The organism is Allobosea sp. 67-29 (assembly GCF_001898115.1).
Classification (GTDB): Bacteria; Pseudomonadota; Alphaproteobacteria; order Rhizobiales; family Beijerinckiaceae; genus Allobosea.
The window spans coordinates 192,903-209,403 of sequence record NZ_MKSQ01000005.1 but is presented as its reverse complement, the minus strand read 5'-3'; the positions used below and the strand labels follow the sequence as shown (position 1 = coordinate 209,403).

The window sequence follows — 16,501 nt, the reverse complement described above, 5'->3', positions numbered from 1 at the left end:
TCCGATGCTCGCACCCCCGTTCGGAGCGCCGCGGACAAGTTTGGGCCCGGCGCCCCGGCGACCACGAAAGAAGGAGGCGGCCATCAGCCGGCCGGAGCAGATCGCACCGCTTCTGGCGCGGGTCGCCGCACGACACGGGCTGCCGCCCGTCGTCCTGCCGGCGATGCTGGCCGAATGGCTGACCGGCAACGATGCCGCGCCGCCGAGCGAGGCGCTTCTCGACCGCAAAGCCGCCGATTTCCTCGCCCTCGCCCGGCGCCTCACCGCACCGCTCGATGATCTGGATATCCGGCGGCTGCGAGCCGAGGCCGCCGCCGCCATCGCCGCCGGCCGGCTCGGCGAGGCCGACAAGGCGCTGGCCAAGACCGAGCTGCATCTGATCGGAAACGTCAACGATCTCTCCGCGCTGTCGGCCGCCAGCCGGTTGCGGATCGGCGAGAACCGCGCCGACCGGGCGGCCCTGAGCTTCCTGCGCGCTGCGCCCGAGGCCTATCGCGAGGCGGCCGCGCGCTATGGGGAGGCGTCGGCGCTGATCGGGCTCGTCGACATCGACCGCAGCCGCGAGGTCGCGCTGGAGCAGGCACGATCGCTGGCGCGCATCAGCGAGGATTTCGGCGGCCGAGACGGCTACGACGCCGCCGCCGCCGCTCTGCGGCGGCTCCTCGACGGGCTCGACAGCCTCGAGGATACGGTCGCCTTCGCCGAGGTGCAGGAGGCCCTGGCAGGCGCCCTCGAGGGGCTGGTGCAGGTCACCGGCGACAAGGCCCTGCAAGACGAGGCCCTGGCGCATTGCCGGCGTGGGCTGGAGCATTTCGACCGCCATGAGGCCCCGGCGCTCTGGCGCGCCCTGAAGCTGCGCCTCGGGCGGCTCGCACTGATTCTCGGCAAGAGGCAGCAGGACGAGATGCTGCTCGAAGAGGCGATTTCCGCCTTTGCCACGGTGCTCGCCGGCTGGGACCGCAGCAACGACGAGGCGCTTTGGCTCGGTGCCGAGCACATGATCGCCCGGGCGCGCACCGTGCTCGGCAGCCGTCGGAACGACCTCGCCCTGCTCGAGCGCGCCTTCAACGGGCTGAACCGGGTCGCGGGCGCGGTCGACCGGAGCCGCGAGCCGCTGCGCTGGGCCGAGCTGCAGGACCAGATGGGCAGTGTGCTTGCCGCCATGGGCGAACGCTACAGCGAGCCTGTCGTGGTCGAAGAGGCGATCGCGACCTTCGCCATGGCACTGGAAGAGCGCCGGCGCGAGGCGCAACCGCTGCTCTGGGCGCAGACGCGCACCGCGCAGGCCGAGGCGATGCTGCTGCTCGCGCGCCGGAGCAAGGATCCCGAGCTGGCGCAGCGCGCGCTGGCACAGATGGTCGAGGCCGTGGAGACCGCCCGCAAGGCCGACCGCGGCTCGATCGCGGCAGAGCTCCAGAAGCGGCTCGCGATCGCCGGCGAACAGGCGGGACGCCTGCTCGCCAAGTGAAAACGCGATCTCAGCGGCGCGGGCCGCGGGTCGCCAGCCGCTCCAGCGCGGCATCCAGCGTCGCATCGCGCTTGGCGAAGCAGAAGCGCACGACGGTCCTCACCGCGCCCTCGGCATAGAAGGCGCTGACCGGAATCGCGGCGACGCCGCTCTCGGTCACCAGCCTGCGGCAGAAATCGACATCGTCGCTTTCGCCGAGCGGCGCGATGTCGAGGTTGAGGAAATAGGTCCCCGCGCTCGGCAGCACCTGGAAGCCGAGATCGCGCAGGCCCGCGGCGAAGCGGTCGCGCGAGCGCTGGAAATCGGCACGCATCCCCTCGAAATAGCCGTCCTCCTTGCCCAGCCCGTAGGCGACGGCCGTCTGCAGGTTCGGCGGGGTGGTGAAGGTGATGTACTGATGCGCCTTGGCCAGCACGCGCATGATCGCCGGCGCTGCCATGACCAGCCCGACCTTCCAGCCGGTCAGCGAGAAGATCTTGCCGGCCGAGGAGATCTTGACCGTGCGCTCGCGCATGTCCGGCCGGCCGAGCACCGGGACGTGCCGGTGACCGTCGAAGACGACATGCTCCCAGACCTCGTCGCAAACCGCGATGGCGTCGAAGCGGTTGCAGAAGCCGGCCAGCAGGTCGAGGTCGGCCGCTCCGAAGATCGTCGCCGTCGGATTGAGCGGGTTGTTGAACAGCACGACGCGCGTCTTCGGCGAGAACGCCTTCGCCAGCGCCTCCTCGGTCAGGCCGAAATGCGGCGGCGTCAGCGTCACGAATTTCGGGATGCCGCCGGCGCGCCGCACGAGCGGCACATAGGCATCGTACATCGGCTCGAACAGCACGACCTCGTCGCCCGGCGCGATCAGCGCCATCAACGCTCCGGCGATCGCCTCCGTCGCGCCGGACGTGACCATGATCTCGCTGTCGGGATCGAGATCGAGCCCCTGCCAGCGCTTGTAGTGAGTCGCCACCGCCTGGCGCAGCTCGGGCAGCCCCATCATCGGCGGGTACTGGTTCCAGCCCTCGACGACCGCTTCCGCCGCCTTGCGCCGTACGTCCTCCGGGCCGGGATCGTCCGGGAAGCCCTGGCCGAGATTGACCGCGCCGGTCTCGCGCGCGAGCTGGGACATGACCTCGAAAACACTGGTCTCAAGCGCGGAAAAAATCGGGTTCATCGGCGTTTCGGCATCCGGCGGGCTGTCGCAGCCGTCCGCTTTATCATGCCGCGGAGGCGGGTGCACCCTCGTTTGCCGGCAATTCCGTTCGATATAAAAAATACCGACTGATGAATGTTGACATTCGTCATAGGTCAGTGTTTATTCGCGTTCAGCCGGTCTACGGCGGACGCCTGTTGCGACTTCGCCCCTTTGGCGCAGCAGGATGCCGCAGTAGGCCGGCGAATTTTGTCAGGGGCGTGCGCCGACCGCCGCGCTTGGCGTCGGCTCCTGCGAGCGGGACGCATGCGCGAAAGCTGTCATTTCCCGCCGCAGATGATCTAAGCAGGCGCATGGACAGCGCCCGTACTCCCGCCATCATGATTCTCGGCACCGGCTCCAATGTCGGCAAGTCCCTGATCGTCGCCGGGCTGTGTCGCCTCTTCAGCGATCGCGGCCTGCGGGTGCGCCCCTTCAAGCCCCAGAACATGTCGAACAACGCCGCCGCGACTTCCGGCGGAGAGATCGGCCGGGCGCAGGCGCTGCAGGCGCGCGCCGCGCGCGTCGCGCCGCATCCCGACATGAACCCGGTGCTGCTGAAGCCGGAAGGCGAGCAGGGGAGCCAGATCATCCTGCAGGGCCGCGTCGCCGGCCGCCTCGCCTCGCGCGACTTCGCCCGCCGCGGCGATTTCATGCCGCAGGTCCTCGAGAGCTTCCGGCGACTCTGCGCCGATGCCGATCTCGTCCTGGTCGAGGGCGCCGGATCGCCCGCGGAAACCAATCTGCGCGCCCGCGACATCGCCAATCTCGGATTTGCCCGGGCCGCGCAGGTGCCTGCCGTCTTGGTCGGCGACATCGACCGGGGCGGCGTGATCGCGAGCCTCGTCGGCAGCCATGCCGTGCTCGACCACGACGACCGGGCGATGATCCGCGGCTTCGCGATCAACCGCTTCCGCGGCGCGGTCGAGCTCTTCCGACCCGGGGTCGAGACCATCGCCGCCGCCACGGGCTGGCCCTGCCTCGGCGTGGTGCCATGGTTTCAGGCCGCGCACCGCCTGCCGGCGGAGGACGGACTCGACCTCCATGCAGAGCGGAGGGCCGATGCGCGCATCCGCATCGCCGTCCCGATCCTGCCCGGCATCGCCAATTTCGACGATCTCGACCCGCTCAAGCTGGAGCCGGCCGTGGATCTCGTCATGGTGCCGCCGGGCCGGGCCCTGCCGGTCTGCGATGCGATCATCCTGCCCGGTTCGAAGACGACGCTGCGCGATCTCGCGGCCTTGCGGGCGGAGGGCTGGGACATCGACATCCTTGCGCATCGCCGCCGCGGCGGCCATGTGCTCGGGCTCTGCGGCGGCTACCAGATGCTCGGCCGCGTGGTGCGCGATCCGGACGGGCTCGAGGGGCCGGCGGGAGAAGCGGCCGGGCTTGGCCTGCTCGACGTCGAGACGACGCTCGATTCCGGCAAGACGGTTCGCGAAGTGAGCTTCCGTCATGCGCCCAGCGCAACGCAGGGCCTTGCTTATGAGATCCATCTCGGCCGCAGCGCGGGAAACGATTGCCGCCAGGCCTCTTTCATCGTGGATGGGCGGCCCGAGGGGGCGGCCAGCCCCGACGGCCGCGTCGCCGGCACCTATCTGCACGGCGCCTTCGCCTCGGACGCGGTGCGGGCGGCGTGGCTCGGCGCGATCGCCGGAAGCGCGCAGGGGACGGAACTGCGCTTCGAGGCGCTGATCGACCGGACGCTCGACGAGTTGGCCGCCCATCTGGCCCGGCATCTCGATGTCGACGCCCTGCTGGCGCTGGCGCGCGAGCGCTAGCGGCCGGTGACGGTCCGCTGGCGCTTGTCCTTGTCGACATTGTTGCCGACATGGCAAAAATCTTTATTCACCATAAGGTTGACGAATGACGAAATTCGTCATATGGATCAATTCCGAACCGCCTTACTGGAAAACGAGCATAGCGGCCAGGCCGTGAATCAACCCGAACGCGACACCAGGCAGATCATCGTCGACACCGCCGAACGCTTCTTCCGCGATATCGGGTACCAGAAGACGACCGTTGCGGACATCGCCAAGTCCCTACGGATGAGCCCCGCCAATGTCTATCGCTTCTTCGACTCCAAGAAGGCGATCAACGAGGCCGTGCTCGAGCGCTACAAGCGCGAGCAGGAAGAGGCGATCATCGCCATAGCGGATCAGGACCGGCCCGCGGCCGACAGGCTCCGCGACATCCTGATCACCTCGTTCCGGCTCAATGCCGCGCGTTTCGCCGGCCATGCCCGCATGCAAGAGATGGTCTGCGCGGCGATGGAGGAGAGCTGGGACGCCATCCTCGCCCATATCGAGCGCTTCGACGCGGTGCTGCGGCGCGTCGTGGCGGACGGGACCGCCCGCGGCGAGTTCCGGGCGATCGAGCCCGCCCATGCGACCGGCTGCATCCGGACGGCAATGATCCGCTTCATGCACCCGTTGCTGATCAGCCAGTGCGAGTGCATTCCCGGCCCCTCGGCCGAGGAGATGGTCGCCTTCATCCTGAGTTCGCTCGAGGCGCGTCCGGAACGCAGCTAAATCGCTTCGAGGCCGGCGGCCACCCGCCGCAGGACGATCCGCGGCGCGGGTTTCAGCGAAGGCTGCCTCCCTGGCCGCTTCCGGGCATCTCCGCCGCGGCCGGGATCGTCCCCACGCCGCGGCAACCTTCGGTGCCCATGCGCGTTGACAAGCTCTCGGGGGAGCGGGATACCCCGCCTGACATGGCCATCCTGCCCAAACAGAATCTGAAGAAGTCCGCCATCGTCCTGCACGATCTGGTGATGACGGCGCTGGCGATCTGGCTCGTCTTCGTCGTGCGCTTCGAGGGCGCGCTGCTCACCGAGCATTTGCGCTACCTGCCGCGCTTCCTGCCCTTCTTCGTGCTCTATGCCGGGGTGGTCTACTGGTTCTTCTCGCTCTACCGCTCGAAGTGGCGGTTCGCCTCGCTGCCGGACCTCTCGAACATCGTCAAGGCGGTCTCGGTCCTGACGTTCACGCTGCTGGCGGTCGACTACATCCTGATTGGCCCGCGCTTCTACGGCGCCTTCTATTTCGGCAAGATCTCGATCGCGCTCTACTGGCTGGTGCAGATCGCGCTGCTCGGCGGTCCACGCCTGGCCTACCGCTATTTCAAATATGCCCGCACGCGCACCAGCGCCGAGCGGGACGCGACGCTGCCGGCCCTGCTGCTCGGCCGCGGCGTCGAGATCGAAATGGTGATCCGGGCCATGGAGGCCGGGACGATGCGCCGCCTGCGGCCTGCCGGCATCCTGTCGCCGCGATCCGACGATCTCGGCCAGTCGATCCGCGGCGTGCCCGTGCTGGGGCTGCTCCCGGACATCGGCGTGATCGCCAGTGAGGCGGCCGAGCGCGGCGAAGGCTTCCGCCGCATCGTCGCGACGCCGTCCGCATTGCAGCCGGAGGCCGAGCCGGAGAAATGGCTCGCCCAGACCCGCAGGCTCGCCATTCCGATCTCGCGGATCGATACCGCCGGCGAAGGCGCGCGCGACACCGATATCGCGCCGCTGGAGATCGAGGACCTGCTGGTGCGGTCGACCGTTGCGATCGACCGCGAGCGACTCGGCGCCTTCCTGAAGGGGAAGCGCGTCATCGTGACGGGTGGCGGCGGCTCGATCGGCTCCGAGATCTGCCTGCGCTGCGCGGCCTTCGGCGCGGCCGAGATCCTGGTCGTCGAGAGTTCCGAACCCGCCCTGTTCCAGATCACCGAGCTGCTCGCCGTGCAGGAGCGCGACACGGTCGTCTCCGGCGTGCTCGCGGATGTGCGCGACCGCGAAAGAATCATGCCTCTCTTTGGCGCCTTCAAGCCCGACATCGTCGTGCATGCCGCGGCGCTGAAGCACGTGCCCTATCTCGAGGCCGACTGGAGCGAGGGCATCAAGACCAACATCTTCGGCTCGGTGAACGTCGCCGACGCTGCGATCGCCGCCGGCGCCGGGACCTTCGTGCTGATCTCGACCGACAAGGCGATCGAGCCCGTCTCGATGCTCGGCGCGACCAAGCGCTTCGCCGAGATCTACGCGCAGTCGCGCGATGCCGAATTCGTCTCGGCGGCGTCGGGCGTCCGCCTCGTCGCGGTGCGCTTCGGCAACGTGCTCGGCTCGGCCGGATCCGTCGTGCCGAAGTTCAAGGCGCAGATTGCGCGCGGCGGGCCGGTCACGGTGACGAGCCCCGACATGATCCGCTATTTCATGACGATCCGCGAGGCCTGCGACCTGGTGCTGACGGCCGCCTCCCATACCGGGACCCGGAGCGCCGATTCCGAGCGTGCCGCCGTCTATGTGCTGAAGATGGGCCAGCCCGTCCGGATCATGGACCTGGCCGAGCGCATGATCCGGCTCGCCGGCTACGAACCCGGCGAGGATATCGAGATCATCGTCAGCGGCGTCAGGCCGGGCGAGCGCCTGAACGAAATCCTGTTCGCCCATGACGAGCCGATGGCCGAAACCGGGCTCGACGGCGTCATGGCCGCCAAGCCCAGCTTCGCCGGACGCGCGAAGATCCAGAGCTGGCTCGCGCGCCTCGACGAGGCGATCAGGGCGGACGACCGCACGGCCGCGAACGCCGTGCTGGACGAGGCGATCCCGGATTTCAGCCGCCGCGAGCAGAGGCTGCCAGACGGGCCAGAGCAGCCTCTGTCCCGACCGGCGGCTGCCAGCCTGCCCTGAGCAGCCGCTCCGGGCGCGCCACCAGGCTCCCGGCCAGCTTGAGGAACGTCTCCTCCCGCCCGGCCAGCCGGGCCGCAAGCCGCAGCCAGGCTTCCGGCAACGGCAGCAGCCCGGGCCGGCGATCCAGGCCGGCGCGCAGCGCAGCCAGCATGCCGGCGACGCTGATCGGCTCGGGGTCCGCGACGATGCAGCTCTGCCGGGCCGGACAGGCCGGGAACAGGGCGAACACGATGGCCGCGGCAAGGTTCTCGACGGCGAGCAGGGAACGGGGTGCCTTCAGCCCGCCCAGCGGCAAGGGCACCGGCAACAGAGCCAGCTTCAGCAGCGCCGCCATGTTGGCCTTGACGCCCGGCCCGTAGATCAGCACCGGGCGCAGGCTCACCCAGTCGAGATCCAGCGCGGCAAGCCCCTGCTCGGCGGCGAGCTTGGAGCGCCCATAGGCGTCGGTCGGGGCAGGGGCGGCAGATTCCGCGAGCGGCGGCCCGTCGAAACTGCCCGACAACGCCTTGATCGAGGAGAGATAGACGAAGCGGCGGACCCCGGCCGCCGACGCCGCCCGCGCCAATGCGAGCGTCGCCTCGGTGTTGACGCGGCGATAGAGCGCCTCGTCGAGCCCGGGGCCGGCATGGGCGAGGCCGGCCATATGCACGACGTGATCGACGCCGCGCAGGGCCTCGCTCCAGTCCACCGGCTGGGCGAGATCGCCCGTCACGACCCCCTCGACGCCGTCGGGAAGGGGGACCGGCCGCCGCAGCGCGAGCCGCAGGCGCCAGCCGGCCCCCGCCAGGGCGTCCACGACATGTGGCCCGACGAAGCCCGTCGCGCCCGTAACCAGCACGGTGCCGCTAGCCATGGCCGCCACGGGGCGTGGCGAAGGCGCGCAGCAGCGACGCCGTCAGCAGGATGGCCAGTCCCAGGCACAGGGCCTGCGCCCAGAGCGCGGGCCAGGCGATGGAGAGCCCCGCCAGCGCCGCCAGAGCCACGTTCAAGGCCGCGACACGGCCGACCACGGCGCGGACGCCGAACCCGTTGGTCGTTGCCTGCTGGTAGAAGTGGGAACGATGCGCTTCCCAGACCCTCTCACCGCGCGCCAAGCGCCGCAGCAACGTGATGGTGGCATCGGCGACATGGTAGAGCGGCAGGATCAGCGCCGCCGCGAAGGCCCCCGCCCCGGCCAGCCGGAAGAGCAGATAGGCCGTCAGAAGCCCGATCGGCAAAGAGCCGACATCGCCGAGGAAGAGTTTCGCCACAGGCCGGTTGAACGGCGCGAAGCCGATGAGACCGCCACACAGCCCGGCTGCGAGCCAGCCGGTAGCCGGATCGACGACGCCCGCATTTCCGGCCAGGGCCAGCGCAGCTGCCAGCGGCACGATGCCGGCGACGGTGATCCAGTCGAGCCCGTCCATGAAGTTGACGAGGTTGACGAACCAGACCCCCGCCAGCAACGCCAGCACGCGCTCGGCGGCCAGCGGCAGGAATTCCGGAAACAGCCGCAGCTCCGGCGCCGCGCGAAACAGGACGAAACCGACGCAGGCGGCTTGCAGCGCAAGCCGCAGGCTTGCCGGCAGCGGCCTGATATCGTCCCAGGCGCCGACCACGGCGAGTGCGACGGCTCCCGTGGCAACGACGAGCACACCCCGCCACGCCTCGCCTTCGAGCGGCACAAGCCGGAAGGCGAGGCCCAGCGCGAGGAAGGCTCCGGCCAGGACGGCGATGCCTCCGCCTTGCGGTGTCGGCACGCTGTGGCTCGAGCGCGCATTGGGGCGCGCCAGGGCATAGCGCTGCAGGAGCGGGCGCAGCAACACACATAGAAGCGCCGCCGCTGAAGCGGCGGCGGCGAATACGGCAAGAGAGGCGAGCGCGATCGTCAAGGTGGGCGCACCATAATCGAGGCGGCCCAAAAGCCTAGAGGCTATCGCGCATCGCGGCCCGGACGGCCTAGTGCCTGAACCCGATCACGACGCCGTCGGCGCCGAGCGAGAGCTGCAGTCCCTGGCGACGGGTCTGCAGACGCAGAGTCACGCCCTTGTCGTTGCGAAGCCAGACGGTGCCGCGGCCCTGATCGCCGACAGCCCAGCCTTCCTTGAGCTGGACATAGGCGCCGGCGAAGTCTCCGACGCGATGCAGACCGTAGACGGTGCCGGAAGCGGTCGTCTTGGAGGCGCCGACCGTGCCGATGCCCAGTCCTCCGACGGTGATCGGATAGGTGCGGCCATGATAGCGCAAGGTGCCGCCCCCGGCCTCGCCGCCGGCGATGAAGCCGGCCTGCACCTGCTCGAGCCGGACCGTCCCGGTCGAGGGACCGAGCTTGCGCTGCTGCGCGAGCGCCGGGCTCGCCACCGTCAAGATGGCGGCCAGGGAAACGGCTGCGGAAACTGCCTTCTGTCTGATCATTCTCGTCGTCCTGTTCCGGGCGCCTTACAGCGGCGTCGCATCGGACAACGCGCGAGCAGCGATTTCGATCCCGGCCCGCACCAAACGATGCCTGCGGCGCTGCGCAGTCATGTCGGGCACGAGAGCGCGCCTCCGGTCACATCCCTTCCAGCAGCACGTCGTAGACACCCTCGCTACCCGCCGCGGTCCGGATGCGGTCGCAGGTCTCCTGGGACCGCAGCCGCCTGGCGATGCAGGCGAGCGCGTCGATTCGTCCCTTGCCGCCATTCGGCGGCGTCAGCACCAGGCAGACCAGATCGACCGGTTCGCCGTCGATCGCTTCATAGTCGACCGGGTGCTTGAGGCGCGCCAGCAACCCGAAGGGCTCGGCCAGGCCGGGAAGCGAGGCATGCGGCAGCGCGACGCCCTTGCCGACTCCCGTCGAGCCGAGCGATTCGCGCCGGCTCAGCGCCTCCAGGACGACATGTTCAGGCAGGCCCAGCCGCTCCGCCGCCTTGCTGGCGAGGATCTGGAAGAGCGCGGCCTTCGTCGGCGCGGCGATCCCGATGATCGAGCCCGGGCGGATGATGTCGGCGGGTGTCATGGCAAATTCATCATGGCTGTCGGCCTGTCGTGCCGGCCGGGTTCACTCGGCCTCGCGCAGGCGATAGCCGACGCCGGTCTCGGTGGTGATGTATTGCGGCTGGTCGGGAATGCGCTCGATCTTCTGCCTGAGCTGGCGGACATAGACCCGCAGGTACTGCACATCGGCCGAGGCGCCCCAGACCTGCTTCATCAGGTACTGGTGCGTCAGCACCTTGCCGGCGTGCTGCACGAGGATGCGCAGGATATCATATTCCTTGGGCGAGAGCTTCACCTCCTCGCCCGCCAGCCTGACGATGCGCTTGACCAGATCGACCGAGAGTTCGCCGGTCTGGAAGATCGGCTTCTCACCCTGCTGCTGCAGCTTGTGCCGCAGTGCGACGCGCAGCCGCGCAGCGAGTTCCTTCATTCCGAAAGGCTTGGTGACGTAGTCGTCTGCGCCGGTCTCGAGCGCCTCGACGATGCCGGCCTCGTCGGTGCGGCTCGACAGGATGACGATCGGCAGATTGAGCGCTTCCGCGCGCCATTTCCGCAGGAGGTCCTGGCCGGACAGATCGGGCAGGCCGAGATCGAGGATGACGAGGTCAGGCAGATCCTCGGCGAGGCGCTCGACCGCCTCGCGCGCCGTCGCCGCCTCGCGGATGGCGTAGCCTTCGGTCGAGAGGCCGACGCGCAGCAGGCGGCGGATCGCCGGCTCGTCGTCCACCACCAGCACCTTGATGTCCGATGTCGTCATGCCAACGGCTCCAAGCTGTCGGCCCGCGCCTCGACGGGCATGCGAATGGTGAAGACGGCGCCGCTGCGATCGCTCCGGTTGCCCGCCGCGATCGTGCCGCCCATCGCCTCAACGAAACCGCGGCAGATGGCGAGGCCGAGTCCGGTGCCGGCCCGGACCTGATCACCCTTGCTCACCCGGTAGAAGCTGTCGAAGACGCGCTCCAGATCGGCAGGCGGCAGGCCCGGCCCCTCATCCGCGACCTCGACCACGACCGCGCCGTCGTCCTGCCGGGCCCGGATGGCGATGAGGCTGCCGGCCGGCGCGTATTTGGCCGCATTGTCGATCAGGTTGAACAGCACCTGCTCGAACAACACCGGATCGAGCCTGAGCATCGGCAGATCATCCGGCAGGCTGGTCTCGACGCGATGCCCGGCCGTGATCTTGCCGGCGCGGCGCAGCGCGCTGCCGACGACCTCGCCCAGGTCGAGGGCTGCGGCGTTGGGCTCCATCGCGCCCGATTCGATCCTGGTCATGTCGAGCAGGTTGGCGATGAAGCGGTTGAGGCGCTCGGACTCGTCGATCACGGTCGCGAGCAGGGCAGCGTGATCATCCGCCGGCAGGGCGTTGCGATAGTCGCGCAAGGTACCGGCCGCGCCCATGATCGAGGCCAGCGGCGTCTTGAGGTCGTGCGAGATCGAGGTCAGCAGCGCCGAGCGCAGGCGGTCGGCCTCGGCCGCGAGCCGCGCCCGGTCGACATCAGCGACGAGCTGGATGCGTTCGATCGCGACGGCCGCCTGATCGGCGAGCGCATCGAGCAGCCGCTGCTGCTCCGGTGTCAGCAGCGACCCCTCGCGATCGTCGTCGAGGCCGATGACACCGACGGCGGTCCGCCCCGTGCGCAAGGGCAGGTAGAGCCGCTTGGCGCCGGGCAGCGTGTCGGCGCCGCGCCCGGCCGGGCGATCATGCTCCCAGGCCCAGCGGGCGGCGGCGATGTCGGCATCGACCAGCGTATCGTCGGGCGGATAGCCGGCGCGGACCGCCAGCGTGCCGTCCTCCGGCATCAGAATGACGACGCGCACCCGCAGCATCGAGGCGATCTGGAACGCCGTCGCCCAGAGCACGTCGTCGAGCGTGCCGGTGCCGGCCAGCTTCTTCGAGAACAGGTACAGGTCTTCCGTGGTGCGGGCGCGCTGGCGGGCCGCATTAGCCTGGCGCTGGACGCGCGCTGTCAGATTGCTCGCGATCAGGGCGACGAGCAGGAAGAAGCCGAGCGCGACGACGTTCTCCGGGTCGCTGATCGTCAGGGTGTAGAGCGGCGGGATGAAGAAGAAGTTCAGCGCGAAGGCGCTCAGCACGGAGGCGCCGAGCGCCGGCCAGAACCCTCCCGTCACCGCCGAGATCAGCACGCTCATCAGGAAGACCAGCGCGATGTTGCGCAGGTCCATGACCTGGCTGAGCAGTTCCGCGACGGCGAGGGCGGCCGCGACCGACAGGAGCATGCCGAGATAAGGCCGCAGGCCGAAGGGCCGCTTGCCGCCGCTCGCCGGCAGGCGGGCCTCCTTGTCGTTGTCGGCGACGGAGACGACATGCACGCTGATGTCGCCGGCCCGGCGGATCAGGTCGTGCGAGACCGAGCCGCCGAGCAGTTCGCGCCAGCGTGGCTTGGCCGGCTTGCCGACGACGATCTGGGTGACGTTGCTGGCCGCCGCATGGCGAATGATCTCGCCAGCCACGTCCTGCCCAGGAAGACTGACCGCCTCGCCGCCGAGCTGCTCGGCCAACCGGAGTGCGCCGGCCACGCGCGTCTTGGCAGCCTCGGGCAGTGCGGCGGCATGCGGCGTCTCGATATAGAGCGCGCTCCACGGTGCCCGCAGCCGGTCGGCCTGGCGCTTGGCGAGACGGACCAGCGCCCGGGCGCCGGGGCCGTCGTCGATGCAGACGAGGATGCGCTCGCCGGCCGCCCAGGGGCCGGGGATCGCATGACTCTGCATGTGGCTGAGCAGCTGCTCGTCGACCCGCTGGGCCGTGCGGCGCAGCGCCAGCTCGCGCAAGGCCGTCAGGTTGCCGGGCGAGAAATAATTCGCGATGGCGCGCCGGGCCGTGTTGCCGAGATAGACCTTGCCTTCCTCCAGCCGCTTGATGAGGTCGGCCGGTGTCAGATCGATAATCTCGATGTCGTCGGCGCGGTCGAGGATCGAATCCGGCACGGTCTCGCGCACCCGGATGCGGGTGATCTGGGCGACCACGTCGTTCAGGCTCTCGACATGCTGGATGTTCAGCGTGGAGTAGACGTCGATGCCGCGCGACAGCAGCTCCTCGACATCGAGATAGCGCTTGGGATGGCGGCTGCCAGGGACGTTGGTATGGGCGAGCTCGTCGACCAGCACCAGCGCAGGACGGCGAGCCAGGATGGCGTCCAGGTCCATCTCCTCGAGCGCGCGGCCCTTGTAGTCGACGCTCCGGCGCGGGACGATCTCGAAACCGTCCACCAGCCTTTGCGTCTCCTTGCGGCCATGGGTCTCGACGATGCCGATGACGACGTCGACGCCATCGGCCATGCGGGCCCGGCCGGAGGTCAACATCTCATAGGTCTTGCCGACGCCCGGCGCCGCGCCGAGGAAGATCTTCAGCCGGCCGCGGCCCTCCCGCCGGGCGCTTTCCAGCAGCGCCTCTGGCGAGGGCCTGGCCCTGTTATCGCGATGGTTCTCGGCGGGTGGCATGGCGGCTTCACGGGGCGGCGGCGGATCGGCGCGCCGCCGCTGCCTTTGTGTCAGCGCGAGGCTGCGCCGTCGAGCGCAAGGTTGAGCGCGAGCACGTTGACGACCGGCTCGCCGAGGACGCCGAGCTTGCGCGGCTCGACATGGGCCTCGACCAGCGCCTTGACCGCGGCCGGATCGGCCTGGCGCGCTTTGGCGACCCGCGCAACCTGGAAATAGGCAGCCTCGGGCGAGATGTGCGGATCGAGCCCGCTGCCGGAGGTGGTCACGAGATCCATCGGAACCGGCGCGCCCGGGTTCTCCGCCTTGAGCTTCTCGGCATCGGCCTTGATGCGCTCGATCAGCTTCGCATTGGTCGGGCCGAGATTGGAGGCGCCCGAACTGGCGGCATTGTAAGGTGCATCTACCGTCTTGGAACTATCGTTCGGGTCGGTGCCTGATGTCGCCGAGGGGCGGCCGTGGAAATAGCGCTCGCCGGTGAAGTTCTGGCCGATCAGGCTGGAGCCGATGATCTTGCCGTCCTTCTCGATCAGGCTGCCATTGGCCTGGCGGGGGAAGACGGCCTGGGCGATGCCGGTCATGGCGAGCGGGTAGGCGAGGCCGGTGATGGCCGAGAGCGCCACGATCATCACCAGGGCGGGGCGGATCTGCTTGAGCATGGTTGCGGCTCCTTAGACGAGGTGCAGCGCGGTGACGGCCATGTCGATGGCCTTGATACCGATGAAAGGCACGACGAGCCCGCCGAGCCCGTAGACGAGCATGTTGCGGCGCAGCAGCGCGCCGGCGCCGACAGCCCGGTACTTCACGCCCCTCAGCGCCAGCGGGATCAGCGCGACGATGATCAGCGCGTTGAAGATGATGGCCGACAGGATGGCGCTCTGCGGGGTCGAGAGCCCCATGACGTTGAGCGCGCCGAGCTGCGGATAGAAGGCCAGGAACATCGCCGGGATGATGGCGAAATACTTGGCGACGTCGTTGGCGATGGAGAAGGTCGTCAGCGCGCCGCGCGTCATCAGCAGCTGCTTGCCGATCTCGACGATCTCGATGAGCTTGGTCGGATCGCTGTCGAGGTCGACCATGTTGCCGGCCTCGCGCGCGGCGACGGTGCCGGTGTTCATGGCGACGCCGACATCGGCCTGGGCCAGCGCCGGCGCGTCGTTGGTGCCGTCGCCGCACATGGCGACGAGCTTGCCCTTGGCCTGCTCCTCGCGGATCAGGGAGAGCTTGTTCTCCGGCGTCGCCTGGGCGAGGAAGTCGTCGACTCCCGCCTCCGCCGCGATGGCGGCGGCGGTCATCGGGTTGTCGCCGGTGATCATCACGGTGCGGATGCCCATGCGGCGCAATTCCGCGAAGCGCTCGCGCACCCCGCCCTTGACGATGTCCTTGAGATGGATGACGCCGAGGAGGCGCCCGTCCTTCGCGACCGCCAGCGGCGTGCCGCCGGCCTTGGCGATCTCGGCAGTGATGGCCTGGATCTCGCGTACCACGCCGGCCGGGGGGCGCGACCCGATGGCGCCGGCCTCGACATGCTTCAGCACGGCGTCGACCGCGCCCTTGCGAATCTGCGAACCGTCGAGATCGACGCCGCTCATCCGGCTCTGCGCGGTGAAGGGCACGAAGCTGGCATGGAGCGCGGCCATGTCGCGGGCGCGGATGCTGTATTTCTCCTTGGCCAGCACGACGATCGAGCGGCCTTCCGGCGTCTCGTCGGCGAGCGAGGCGATCTGGGCGGCGTCGGCGAGGTCGCGCTCGCCGACGCCGGAGACCGGCCTGAACGCGGTCGCCTGGCGGTTGCCCAGCGTGATCGTGCCGGTCTTGTCGAGCAGCAGCGTATCGACATCGCCGGCGGCCTCGACTGCGCGGCCGGACATGGCGAGCACGTTGAAGCGCACGAGCCGGTCCATGCCGGCGATGCCGATGGCCGAGAGCAAAGCGCCGATCGTGGTCGGGATCAGCGTCACGAACAGCGCGACCAGCACCACCACCGGGATATAGCCGCCGGCATAGGCGGCGAAGCTCGGGATCGTCGCCGTCGCCAGCACGAAGATCAGCGTCATGCCGGCGAGCAGGATGTTGAGCGCGATCTCGTTCGGCGTCTTCTGGCGCTCGGCGCCCTCGACCAGCGCGATCATGCGGTCGATGAAGGTCGAGCCGGCGGCGGCGGTGATGCGGACGCGGATCCAGTCGGAAAGTACCTGCGTGCCGCCGGTCACGGCCGAGCGGTCACCGCCGGATTCGCGGATCACCGGAGCGGATTCGCCGGTGATCGCGGCCTCGTTGACCGAGGCGACGCCCTCGATGACCTCGCCGTCGGAGGGGATGATGTCGCCGGCCTCGACCAGAACGACGTCACCAACCTTGAGCGAGGTGCCCGGCACGAGCCGGAACTGCGTGCGGTCCTCGCCCGCGAGCAGCTTGGCCTGTGTTTCCGTGCGCGTCTTGCGCAGCGAATCGGCCTGCGCCTTGCCGCGGCCTTCCGCGACCGCTTCCGCGAAATTGGCGAAAAGCACGGTGAACCAGAGCCAGAGCACGATCTGGAACGAAAAGCCGAGATTGGCGCCACCGATCGCGAGGTCGCGCAGGAACAGGATGGTGGTCAGCAGTGACACCACCGCGACGACGAACATCACCGGATTGCGCGCAAGGCTGCGCGGGTCGAGCTTGCGGAAGGCATCGCCCAGCGCCGGCACGAGGATGCGAGCGTCGATCAGGCTCGCGGATTTGGACTGGCTCATGAGAGGCTCCAGCGAAAAGAATGGGCCGC

At 69.2% G+C, this 16,501-nt stretch carries 13 protein-coding genes; 4 read left to right on the top strand and 9 right to left on the bottom strand.

Annotated features, from left to right (window positions below; all coding sequences use genetic code 11):
- Nucleotides 1–40: 40 nt before the first annotated feature.
- Nucleotides 41–1,468 carry a hypothetical protein gene (locus BGO20_RS01525; RefSeq protein WP_291662915.1) on the top strand — a complete coding sequence of 476 codons (1,428 nt, stop codon included), beginning with the start codon at nt 41–43 and terminating at the stop codon, nt 1,466–1,468.
- Nucleotides 1,469–1,478: 10 nt separating this feature from the next.
- On the opposite strand, the gene BGO20_RS01520 is transcribed toward BGO20_RS01525, so the two are convergent.
- Entirely contained in the window at nt 1,479–2,630 is a 1,152-nt protein-coding gene (locus BGO20_RS01520; protein WP_291662914.1) for an aminotransferase, read from the bottom strand.
- 332 nt (nt 2,631–2,962) lie between these two features.
- Between BGO20_RS01520 and BGO20_RS01515 the strand changes: the two genes are divergently transcribed.
- From BGO20_RS01515 to BGO20_RS01505, 3 genes are all read left to right on the top strand, one after another.
- On the top strand, nt 2,963–4,429 hold the full coding sequence (locus BGO20_RS01515; protein WP_291662913.1) for a cobyric acid synthase: 1,467 nt from the start codon (nt 2,963–2,965) through the stop codon (nt 4,427–4,429).
- A gap of 153 nt (nt 4,430–4,582) precedes the next feature.
- Nucleotides 4,583–5,179: a TetR/AcrR family transcriptional regulator gene (locus BGO20_RS01510; protein ID WP_291662912.1), complete on the top strand. Its 597-nt coding sequence runs from the start codon at nt 4,583–4,585 to the stop codon at nt 5,177–5,179.
- Nucleotides 5,180–5,370: 191 nt separating this feature from the next.
- Entirely contained in the window at nt 5,371–7,326 is a 1,956-nt protein-coding gene (locus BGO20_RS01505; RefSeq protein ID WP_291663486.1) for an SDR family NAD(P)-dependent oxidoreductase, read from the top strand.
- Here the strand turns inward: BGO20_RS01505 and BGO20_RS01500 are convergent.
- The 8 genes from BGO20_RS01500 to kdpB all read right to left on the bottom strand — a co-directional run bounded on the left by BGO20_RS01500 (nt 7,250) and on the right by kdpB (nt 16,472).
- On the bottom strand, nt 7,250–8,179 hold the full coding sequence (locus BGO20_RS01500; RefSeq protein WP_291662911.1) for an NAD-dependent epimerase/dehydratase family protein: 930 nt from the start codon (nt 8,177–8,179) through the stop codon (nt 7,250–7,252). The genes BGO20_RS01505 and BGO20_RS01500 overlap by 77 nt on opposite strands.
- A complete protein-coding gene (locus BGO20_RS01495) occupies nt 8,172–9,191 on the bottom strand; it encodes an MraY family glycosyltransferase (RefSeq protein ID WP_291663485.1) in 1,020 nt (339 codons plus the stop codon). The genes BGO20_RS01500 and BGO20_RS01495 overlap by 8 nt, the downstream gene beginning before the upstream one ends.
- Nucleotides 9,192–9,264: 73 nt before the next feature.
- Entirely contained in the window at nt 9,265–9,720 is a 456-nt protein-coding gene (locus BGO20_RS01490; protein ID WP_291662909.1) for a hypothetical protein, read from the bottom strand.
- 136 nt (nt 9,721–9,856) lie between these two features.
- Nucleotides 9,857–10,303, bottom strand: a complete 447-nt coding sequence (locus BGO20_RS01485; protein WP_291662907.1) for a PTS sugar transporter subunit IIA — start codon at nt 10,301–10,303, stop codon at nt 9,857–9,859.
- Nucleotides 10,304–10,345: 42 nt separating this feature from the next.
- Entirely contained in the window at nt 10,346–11,038 is a 693-nt protein-coding gene (locus BGO20_RS01480; RefSeq protein WP_291662905.1) for a response regulator transcription factor, read from the bottom strand.
- Nucleotides 11,035–13,740, bottom strand: a complete 2,706-nt coding sequence (locus tag BGO20_RS01475; RefSeq protein ID WP_291662904.1) for a sensor histidine kinase — start codon at nt 13,738–13,740, stop codon at nt 11,035–11,037. Before BGO20_RS01475 ends, BGO20_RS01480 begins: the two co-directional genes overlap by 4 nt.
- A gap of 50 nt (nt 13,741–13,790) precedes the next feature.
- A complete protein-coding gene (locus tag BGO20_RS01470; RefSeq protein WP_291662902.1) occupies nt 13,791–14,396 on the bottom strand; it encodes a K(+)-transporting ATPase subunit C in 606 nt (201 codons plus the stop codon).
- Nucleotides 14,397–14,408: 12 nt separating this feature from the next.
- Nucleotides 14,409–16,472 (bottom strand): potassium-transporting ATPase subunit KdpB, encoded by a 2,064-nt coding sequence (gene kdpB / locus BGO20_RS01465; RefSeq protein WP_291662900.1) that lies wholly within the window; start codon nt 16,470–16,472, stop codon nt 14,409–14,411.
- Nucleotides 16,473–16,501: the final 29 nt, after the last annotated feature.

Bases quoted from the DNA above. Each gene is read 5' to 3' on its own strand.
- BGO20_RS01475 (WP_291662904.1), bottom strand. From the start codon at position 13,740: ATGCCACCCGCCGAGAACCATCGCGATAACAGGGCCAGGCCCTCGCCA.
- BGO20_RS01520 (WP_291662914.1), bottom strand. From the start codon at position 2,630: ATGAACCCGATTTTTTCCGCGCTTGAGACCAGTGTTTTCGAGGTCATG.
- BGO20_RS01500 (WP_291662911.1), bottom strand. From the start codon at position 8,179: ATGGCTAGCGGCACCGTGCTGGTTACGGGCGCGACGGGCTTCGTCGGG.
- BGO20_RS01470 (WP_291662902.1), bottom strand. From the start codon at position 14,396: ATGCTCAAGCAGATCCGCCCCGCCCTGGTGATGATCGTGGCGCTCTCG.
- BGO20_RS01485 (WP_291662907.1), bottom strand. From the start codon at position 10,303: ATGACACCCGCCGACATCATCCGCCCGGGCTCGATCATCGGGATCGCC.
- BGO20_RS01480 (WP_291662905.1), bottom strand. From the start codon at position 11,038: ATGACGACATCGGACATCAAGGTGCTGGTGGTGGACGACGAGCCGGCG.
- BGO20_RS01490 (WP_291662909.1), bottom strand. From the start codon at position 9,720: ATGATCAGACAGAAGGCAGTTTCCGCAGCCGTTTCCCTGGCCGCCATC.
- BGO20_RS01515 (WP_291662913.1), top strand. From the start codon at position 2,963: ATGGACAGCGCCCGTACTCCCGCCATCATGATTCTCGGCACCGGCTCC.
- kdpB (WP_291662900.1), bottom strand. From the start codon at position 16,472: ATGAGCCAGTCCAAATCCGCGAGCCTGATCGACGCTCGCATCCTCGTG.